Genomic DNA, 8,317 nt, shown 5'->3' with positions numbered 1-8,317 from the left:
TCCGCGATCAGCACCCGGATCGCCGCCTCGTTCACGCCGGTGATCCTGCCACAGCGGCCGGCACCGGGAAGGCGGCGGTCACCCGCCAGCCGCCGTCGTCGGTGGGGGCGGCGGTCAGCGTGCCCTCCACCGCCTCGACGCGTTCCCGCAGGCCGACCAGGCCGAAGCCGCCGCGCCCGCCGACCGGGGCGGCGTGGTGCCCGGCCGGTGCCGTACGCCTCGACCCGCAGCCGGTGCCCGTCCACATCGACCCGTACGGCGACCACGGCGCCGGGCGCGTGCCGGCGTACGTTGGTCAACGCCTCCTGCACCACGCGGTGCACGGACGTCTCCACCTCGGGGGCGAGCCGTACCACGCGGGCCGCCGCCGCCACGTGCAACTGGGCGTCCTCTTCGTCTCCGGAGAACGCGGAGACCCCAGAGCGACGCTCTCCACGCACGGCCGGCACCTCGCCCCGGCGCTGTTCGCCAACGGGGCGCCCGATCAACGATGCGACCTTGATCAGGTCGGCAAGTTCGCCCTCGGTACGGGACTTCGACGGAATCCTGCTCTTGAGAGAGCCCTGCTCGATGGTGAGCATCTGGTGGCGGACCCCGAAGCGCAGGCCTTCCCGTACGGCGGGTGCCAGTGAGGTGCTGCGGGCGGCAAGGCCTGCGACGAGTGCCGGGTGGTCCGCCACCCAGTTCGGCAGATGGGTGCGCGTCGGGGTGGGCAGTGCTTGCCGCGTGGGCCGGTGCAGGACCAGCGGGGCCACGACGAAGGCCATCGGTCATGGCGGGTCTTCGAACTTGAGCGGGGTCTGGTCTCGGGTGGCCTGTCGCACCGTCACTGACGGTCAGCGGAAGGGGAGTTGGGCCCTGGGTGCAGGAAGCCCGTGGTCGTAAGTGATCATGACTGTTCTCTACGCAGCTTGATCATCTGGACACACGGGCTTGGACAACAATACGACGTTGCTGCTCGACCTGGACGGCCTGGCCGTGGCCAAGGTCGAGCGGCTCGTGGACGGCACCCGGCGCACGATCTCGTCGATCAGGGAACCGGAGTGGGTGGAGCCGTCATCGGTGAATACGCTGAGCACGGGCGGGCCTTCCCGACCCGCGCTGCGAACGCGGGCCTACTCGGAGACCTTCAGAGGATCATTCGGGAAGGTACGCCCTTGGCGTTCGACCCGAGGCTGATCCACAGGTTCCGAGCATTGCTCCTCAGTGTCCGCATTCAGTCACCGTGGTCGTCGGCACCTGGCTGGACCTCGTCGTCCCGGGTCTGGATTACTGCGGCGGCGCGGTGCAGCTCGGCGAGAACCGTGCGGACGGCATTGCGGGCGATGCGTTCGGGACGGTGCAGTACGTCGATGTGGCGGTGGGTGTGTACACCGCTGAGCGGCTTGAGGACGACCGCGGGGTGGGGACGCGCCGTCCAACGCGGCATGAGTGCCAAACCGCCGCCGGCTGCCACGACCTCGGCGACCACGGAGAATTCGTTGACGCGGTGGACGATGTCGGGCCGGCGGTTCGCGGCAGTGGCGATGGCCTCGATGGTGGCCAGCAGCGGGAATCCGTCGTGCACGGTGATCCAGGGCTGATCGGCCACGTCCTGCGGGGACAGCTGGCGCCGTGCGGCCAACGGGTGGTCGATGGGTACCGCGATGTCGAGCGGTTCGCGCAGCAGCGTGGTGGCGGTCACGGTGCGCGGCCATGCCGGAGCGTGGTCGAGCCGGTGGGCGAGCACGAGGTCGTAGTCGCGGGTGAGGCGGGGGAAGTGGTTCTGGGCTACGTCCTCGTCGGCGAGCGCCAGGCGGGGGCGGCCCGGGCCAGTGAGGCCGCGCAGCAGAAGAGGGAAGAACGTGGCCGCTCCACTGTGGAAGGCGGCCACTGAGACGACGCCGTCGGGCTGTTCGACGTAGTCGGTGACGGCGTTCCGTGCTCGTGCCAGGGCGGTCTCCACCTCGATCGCGGCGTCGGCGAGTGCCTGCCCGGCCTCGGTGAGCACCACCCGGCGTCCCGCGTTCGGTGAGCGGCACGGGGATCGAGCGTTGCCGCAGCCGCAGTTGTTGCGAGACCGCCGAGGGCGTCACCAGCAGAGCTTCGGCGACCGCGGTGACGCTGCCGAGTTCTCTCAGTTCCCGCAGGATCCGCAGTTGTCGTGCATCCACCTCAATAGTGTAGGGCTGCTACAGCGTAGTTTCAGAGGTTGGCACTGGGCTTCAGTTTCCTGGTCGGGCAGCGTGTGGCGCATGCGTGATGCCCGCCGTACCGACCTGATACTTCTCCTTGTTGCGATCGTCTGGGGTTCCAGCTACCTGTCGGCGAAGACGGCCACCGCCGTTCTGCCGGTCCTCGTGGTGCTGTTCGCCCGGTATGCCATCTCGGCGGTCGCCTGCCTCGCTCTGGTCGCCTCCCGTGGGGCGTTCCGCCGCTGGACCCGCCCCGAGCTCCGCGTGGGGGCGCTGCTGGGCGTCACGCAGGCGGCGGTCCTGGTGCTGGAGACGTACGGGGTGGCACATACCAGCGCCGCCAACGCGGGCCTGACCATCGTGCTGACGCCGCTGCTGGACCGCACGGGTGGCAGCGGCAGGCTGCCTCTGACGTTCTTCGCGGCTGCCGGTCTGTGCGTCATGGCTGGGGTTCCTTCTGTCCGGCACCGGTCTGCACACCGTGAGGACCGGCGACCTGCTGATGCTCGCCGCCGCAGCGGTGCGTGCCGGACACGTCGCGCTCGTCGGTCGACTCTCCGTGGGCCGCGCTCTGCGCCCGCTGCACCTCACGGCCGTCCAGTCCCTCGTCGGCTCCGCACTCTTTCTGGCACCCGCCGCGTCCAACCTGGGGACGCTGGCGCATAGCGATGCCATGACCTGGGGTCAGCTCGTTTATCTGGCTCTGTTCTGCAGCCTCTTCGCCTTCCTGGCGCAGACATGGGCGGTGCAGCGGACGTCAGCCAGCCGGGCCAGCCTCCTGCTGGGCACCGAACCGGTCTGGGCGGTCGCGGTGGGAATCGGCCTCGGCGGCGAAAGGCTCACCGTCCTGTCTGCCCTCGGTGCGTCGCTCATGGTCGCCGGAACCTATTGGGGTCAGGCCATCGAGCGCGCCCACCGCACCGGCCCGGAGCGGGACACCGCAGTCCTCATGACTGCCGGCCCACCCCACGGCGCCCACCACAGCGGCGCCGCGGCAGAGCCCGTCCATTCACAGAATGGAGCGGTGGTCGCGCCTTCAGGACACAAGCTGACGAAGACGTGACCACGGTTCCCGCTCGCCATACAAAGCCGCCGAGGAAGACCCGCCCGTGGTAACGTATCAGCCATTACGCAACGACTGTTATGTAAAAAAGGGGCGGTGGATGCCGAGACAGGTGGACCACGAAGAGCGGCGGGAGGCAATCTCACAAGCTGTATGGCATGTCGTCTCGGACAGCGGGCTGGAGGGCCTGACCCTGCGCGCGGTCGCCGCCGCAGCCGGCTGCACCACGGGAATGGTCACGCACTACTTCGCCGACAAGAAAGCGCTCCTGGCCCATGCCCGCACCGAGATGCACCGTCGGATGGCGGCGCGCATCGACACCCTTCCCGTCGGCGAGAACGCCCGCGACATGCTGTACGCCGTGGCCGAGCAGGCCCTGCCCCTGGACGCCGAGCGGCATCTGGAGGCCGCCGTCTGGTCCCAGTTCCTCCTCAGCACCCGAAACGACCCCGCACTGCTCGCCGAGCACATCCGCAGTCACGCCTCCTGGATCAGCCGCCTGACCGGTCTGGTACAGGTCGCCTGCCTCGACCGCCCGGAAGCAGCCGACCTCCACATCCGGGTGCGCAGCCTCGTCGCCTGTCTGGACGGGCTCGCCCTGAACGCCGTGACCGACCCGGACGCCTATCCGCCCGACCTCCAGCGGCGCGTCCTGGAAACCCAGCTCGACCTGATCCTCGAACGGAACGGAAGCCTGTGACCTCGCCCGACCCCATCATCACCGCCGTGACGGCCGACGACCCGAGGATCGAGCAGCTGGTACGCGACCTCGACGCCGACCTCACGGCGCGTTACCCGGACGAGCCGTGCACCGGCGGCGCCAACATCAGCCCCGGGATCCGCTTCCTGCTCGCCGAAGCCGACGGCCGGCCGGTCGGCTGCTGCGCCGTGCAGCCCTTCCCGTTCCCGGACAGCGCCGCCGAACTGAAGCGCATGTACGTCACGCCAGAGGCGCGCGGCCGGGGCATAGCCGCTCGCCTCCTGGCCGAGGCGGAGCGCACCGCCACCGCCCTCGGCCACACCGAGATGCGCCTGGAGACGGCCGTCCACCAGCCCGAGGCCATCGCGCTGTACACCCGCGCCGACTACACCCTCATCCCCAACTACCCGCCCTACCAGCACAAGACGCTCAGCCGCTGCTACGCCAAGCCGCTGGCGCTGCCCGAGGTGGGGTCGGAGGACCGGGAGGAGATCACGGCCTTCCTCGCGGGCCAGGGGCTCTCGCCCCAGGACGTCCTGGCTCCCGGCACTCGTTACTGGCTCACCAGGGATGCCGCGGGGCCGGCCACGACCGTGGGCCTGGAGCGGCAGGGTCACTGCGTGCTGCTGCGCAGCGTCGCGGTCCGCCCCGATCTTCGGGGGTGCGGAGCCGCGCGGCGGCTGGTGCGGCGCGTTCTCACGGAAGCGGCCGCACAGGGCGGGCATACGGCGTACTTGTTCTCCACAGTCGCCGGACCGGTGTGGGAACGGCTGGGCTTTCGGCCGGTGCCGGTCGCCGAAGCTGCCGAGGCCCTGTTTGATGCGCCACAGGTCCGTCGGTACCGGGCGACCGGAACTCCGACCGACGAAGCCGCATGGCGCCATGACCTCGTCGATGTCACAACGGGCAAGCTGCCGCCCATGAGTGCTGACCACTCCGCCGCCGATGCCCCGCACACCGCTGCGGCCACCGGTAGATGAGACAGGCCGCTTCCGGGCTGCCGCGCCCTTTCTGGTGGTTGTGGGCGAGCATTCTGATCGGCCGCCTCGGCTCCTTCGTCGCCCCTTTCCTGATCCTGTATCTGACGGCGGAACGCGGCTACTCGGCGAGCTTCGCCGGACTGGTCGCGGCGCTCTTCGGAGCGGGCGGCGCGGCTGCCTCTGTGGTGGGCGGCATGCTGGCCGACCGAGTGGGGCGGCGGACCATTCTTCTGGTCGCGCAGGTGACGGCGGCCGGGCTGACCGCAGCCCTGGGTTTCGCTGACCAGCCTCCTTGCTGATCGCTGTACTCGCGTGCGCGGCCGGCGCGGCGAGCGGCGCCTCCCGCCCGGTGGTGCAGACGGTCATGGCGGACCTGGTTCCTCCAGCAGACCGGATGCGGGCGTTCTCTCTGTATTACTGGTCCGTCAACATCGGCTTCGGCGTCGCTGCGGCAAGCGCCGGATTCATCTCCTCCCACGGATACCGGTGGCTGTTCCTCATCGAGGCGGCAGCAACGTTGCTCTCCGCGCTCGTGATCGCCGTCAGACTTCCGGAGACCATGACCGACCAGGCGGAGACCGAAGGAGAAGGCGTCGATGAGAAGAGCGCCGGTTTTCGAAGGGTGCTGCGGGACAGGCTGTTCCTGGCAGCCGTGGGCCTGTCCTTCCTCCTGATCGTAGTGTTCCAACAGGCGGCTGCCGGACTTCCGGTGGTCATGGACCGCGACGGCCTCACCCCGGCCCAGTACGGGCTGGTGATCAGTCTGAACGGCATCCTCATCGTCGCCCTGCAACTGCCGCTCGGCCGCAGACTCGACGGCTCGAACGCGGGCCTGCTCGTCCTGGCCGCTGCTGTGCGGAGGCGGCTTCGGCCTCAACGCCCTCGCCGGAGGCGCGCCGTGTACGCGATCGCCGTCGTGGTGTGGACTCTGGGAGAGATCGTGCACTCGCCGGTGAACATGGGCCTGATCGCACGGTTCTCGACAAGCACCGCCCGAGGCCGCTACCAGGGCATCCACGCGCTGTCCTGGGCCATTGCCACCATGGCCGCGCCCCTGTGCGCCGGCATCGTCATCGACCGTTTCGGCCCCGACACCTTGTGGGCCGCCTGCGCGGTTCTCGGTGTCTGCGCCGCTGTCGGCTACTGGGCCCTGCTGCTGCGAGGGCCAGACCGTCACCGGCACGCACCACACCCCGGCATCCCGACCGTGCGGCCCCGGCGTGCCCCGCGGCACCCGCCCCGCTAGACGCCGCCTCACAACCCACCGACACCTCGCACCACATCCCCGGACGAGTGACAGCGTGAGCCGCAGCCCGAATCACCGTCGCCGACCTCTGCACCAGCGGGGCGGGCCTGGACACCGGCGTCGACGGCGCCAACGCCATCGACGCCTTCAACTCCGGCAAGGTGCCATGATGTTCAACAGCAGCGGCGCGGCCGCCAACCGTCAAGAACGGCGCCACCCTTCTTGTACACGGTCAAGCCCTACCCCCTCTCCGGCCCCAAGTCCGCCTCCGGCCCCTCATCGGCGGCTCGGCCCTGTGGGTCGGCGGGCCCGGCCGCAGCGGCGCCGAGCAGGTTGCCTCCCGTTGTATCGATCAGCGGGCCTGCCCGAACGAACAGAGTTCCTACTGTTTCTCCCCCTGTCAGGCCACGTTCGCGTCCTGTCGTAGCCTCTGTGCATGCAGGTCATGGAGTCGGGCGGAGGTCAGCTGGCGGTAGTGCGTCCCCCGTCGGGCGGGTTCCCGCGGCACAGCCACGACGAGTACGTGATCAGCGTCAACCTCTGCGGCCTGGAGCGGGTCCGGCTGGATCGCACCTCGTTCGACGTGGGCCTGGACGAGTTCACCGTTTACAACCCCGGCCAGGTCCAGTCGTGCACCACCCAGGTCCCGCCCGAGATGTCCTTCGCGGCCGTGAGCTGGTACGTCCCGGCAACGGTGGTGGAATCGCTGACCGGCGATGCCGCAGTCGACTTCGAACGGCCCGTCGTCCGTTCTCCGCACCTACGCCGAGTTCCTCGCTGCCGCCAGGGCATTCCGCAAGCTGGCACCGGAGGGACACCCTTCGCCCGCCGAATCCGCTGCTCTGGTTCAGGAGCGACTGGTGCTGGTGCTGTCGCGGCTGCTCGACCTGGCCGCAGGACGGCGCGCGCGTGCTCCAGAGCCCGCTGACGCCCGGATCGCCGCTGTGCTTGACCGGCTCCGCACCGACCTGTCCGGCGCGCCCCGACTGGCCGAGCTGGCCGACGAGGCAGGCATGTCCCGGGAGCATCTGATCCGGACGTTCACCCGCGCCACCGGCGCCCCTCCCTACGCCTGGCACCTGTCGGCCCGGCTGGCCGAGGGGCGGCGTCGGCTGCGTAGAGGCGAGCCCGTCGCCGACGTCGCGCACGGGCTCGGCTTCGCCGACCAGGCGCATTTCCACCGCCACTTCACCGCGGCGTATGCCATCACGCCGGGCCGGTACCGTCGGCTGTCGCAGATCAACATCTGACAAGACCGGACGGCCCGACCCCCCGCACAGTGGCTGCCATGTTCGAGATCTTCATGGTGGCTATGTGGTTGGGGCTGGTGTTCAACGCGACACCAGGCGCGGTGTTCAGCGAGTCCCTGCGACGCGGGATACGGGGCGGGTTCCGCCCGGCCTTCGCGGTTCAGGTCGGCTCGCTCGTGGGCGATGCCGTGTGGGCGGTGCTCGGCCTGGCAGGCGTGGGGGCGCTGTTCGCGATGCCTGCCTTGCGCGTGCCACTCACGGTGACCGGGTGCTTGCTGCTGGCCTGGTTGGGGGCAGCGGGCCTACGCGACGCACTCGCGCGGAAGGTGCCCGGTCCGACGGCGGAGCCGTACGACAAACAGGACCGCAAGGCCATGGCTGTGGGAGCGGGCATGTCGCTGGCGAACCCATGGAACGTCGTCTACTGGTCGGGAGCGGCCGGTGGGGTCGGCGCCATCCTGGGCTCGGGCGGCACGACGAAGCTGGGCGTCTTCTTCGCCGGGTTCATGGCCTCCTCAATGCTGTGGTGCATGATCTCGGCGGGGGTCATCGTGGTGCTACGCAGGGCGCTGCCGTCAGTGGCCATACGTGTGCTCGAAGCCTGCTGTGGTGTCTCGCTCCTGGTCTTCGCGATTCTTCAACTGTGCCGGCTCATGTGACGAGCGGTGCGCTGGGAGATGTGACGGACCGTGCGGCTACGATCCGTTCCGGTCTGCCCGGGTGTGAGAAGCCGTCGATCAACGGGAGAGCGAGGAACTCGGCCTGTACGAGGTCGAGGACCTGCTCGAAAAAGCCCTCCAGGACCCCACCTGGAAACGCTGCGGCCACACCGTACGCGGCCGGGACGGCTGCCGGCCTGTAGCAGCACAGGTCTCCCAATGATCAACGCGGCGGACCCCGGGCC

The 8,317-nt window shown here is 69.7% G+C and carries 8 protein-coding genes and 3 pseudogenes; 9 read left to right on the top strand and 2 right to left on the bottom strand.

Annotated elements, in window-relative coordinates:
• Positions 1-767: three component ABC system middle component (locus ACFU5F_RS41600; RefSeq protein WP_383898791.1), on the bottom strand; the 767-nt coding region annotated here is incomplete at its 3' end.
• A 184-nt stretch (positions 768-951) separates the two neighbouring features.
• Between ACFU5F_RS41600 and ACFU5F_RS41595 the strand changes: the two genes are divergently transcribed.
• Entirely contained in the window at positions 952-1,179 is a 228-nt protein-coding gene (locus tag ACFU5F_RS41595) for a hypothetical protein (RefSeq protein ID WP_383898789.1), read from the top strand.
• Between the two features lie 37 nt (positions 1,180-1,216).
• On the opposite strand, the pseudogene ACFU5F_RS41590 reads toward ACFU5F_RS41595, so the two are convergent.
• Positions 1,217-2,153: pseudogene (locus ACFU5F_RS41590) on the bottom strand (LysR family transcriptional regulator).
• A gap of 81 nt (positions 2,154-2,234) precedes the next feature.
• Here ACFU5F_RS41590 and ACFU5F_RS41585 point away from each other — a divergent pair.
• From ACFU5F_RS41585 to ACFU5F_RS41550, 8 genes and pseudogenes are all read left to right on the top strand, one after another.
• Positions 2,235-3,237 (top strand): annotated as a pseudogene (locus ACFU5F_RS41585) (DMT family transporter).
• 100 nt (positions 3,238-3,337) lie between these two features.
• Entirely contained in the window at positions 3,338-3,937 is a 600-nt protein-coding gene (locus ACFU5F_RS41580) for a TetR/AcrR family transcriptional regulator (RefSeq protein WP_383898787.1), read from the top strand.
• A complete protein-coding gene (locus ACFU5F_RS41575; RefSeq protein WP_383898785.1) occupies positions 3,934-4,917 on the top strand; it encodes a GNAT family N-acetyltransferase in 984 nt (327 codons plus the stop codon). The genes ACFU5F_RS41580 and ACFU5F_RS41575 overlap by 4 nt, the downstream gene beginning before the upstream one ends.
• The gene (locus ACFU5F_RS41570) at positions 4,914-5,216 is read left to right on the top strand and encodes an MFS transporter (RefSeq protein ID WP_383898783.1); all 303 of its coding nucleotides are present in this window, start codon (positions 4,914-4,916) and stop codon (positions 5,214-5,216) included. Before ACFU5F_RS41575 ends, ACFU5F_RS41570 begins: the two co-directional genes overlap by 4 nt.
• Positions 5,210-6,163 (top strand): MFS transporter, encoded by a 954-nt coding sequence (locus ACFU5F_RS41565; RefSeq protein WP_383898782.1) that lies wholly within the window; start codon positions 5,210-5,212, stop codon positions 6,161-6,163. Before ACFU5F_RS41570 ends, ACFU5F_RS41565 begins: the two co-directional genes overlap by 7 nt.
• Positions 6,164-6,599: 436 nt before the next feature.
• Positions 6,600-6,872: pseudogene (locus ACFU5F_RS41560) on the top strand (AraC family ligand binding domain-containing protein); the annotation flags it as partial.
• Positions 6,873-6,879: 7 nt separating this feature from the next.
• Entirely contained in the window at positions 6,880-7,413 is a 534-nt protein-coding gene (locus tag ACFU5F_RS41555) for a helix-turn-helix domain-containing protein (protein ID WP_383898780.1), read from the top strand.
• Between the two features lie 38 nt (positions 7,414-7,451).
• A complete protein-coding gene (locus ACFU5F_RS41550) occupies positions 7,452-8,072 on the top strand; it encodes a LysE family transporter (RefSeq protein ID WP_383898778.1) in 621 nt (206 codons plus the stop codon).
• The last annotated feature ends 245 nt before the right edge of the window (positions 8,073-8,317 follow it).

This window comes from Streptomyces sp. NPDC057438, assembly GCF_042802995.1.
Lineage (GTDB): Bacteria > Actinomycetota > Actinomycetes > Streptomycetales > Streptomycetaceae > Streptomyces.
Note: the sequence above shows the minus strand (reverse complement) of the source record. Positions and strands in the feature narration are given on the sequence as shown.

What these genes read in the sequence shown, in the direction of transcription:
- ACFU5F_RS41580 (WP_383898787.1), top strand. Translation starts at nt 3,338, where the DNA reads ATGCCGAGACAGGTGGACCACGAAGAGCGGCGGGAGGCAATCTCACAA.
- ACFU5F_RS41570 (WP_383898783.1), top strand. Translation starts at nt 4,914, where the DNA reads ATGAGACAGGCCGCTTCCGGGCTGCCGCGCCCTTTCTGGTGGTTGTGG.
- ACFU5F_RS41555 (WP_383898780.1), top strand. Translation starts at nt 6,880, where the DNA reads ATGCCGCAGTCGACTTCGAACGGCCCGTCGTCCGTTCTCCGCACCTAC.
- ACFU5F_RS41550 (WP_383898778.1), top strand. Translation starts at nt 7,452, where the DNA reads ATGTTCGAGATCTTCATGGTGGCTATGTGGTTGGGGCTGGTGTTCAAC.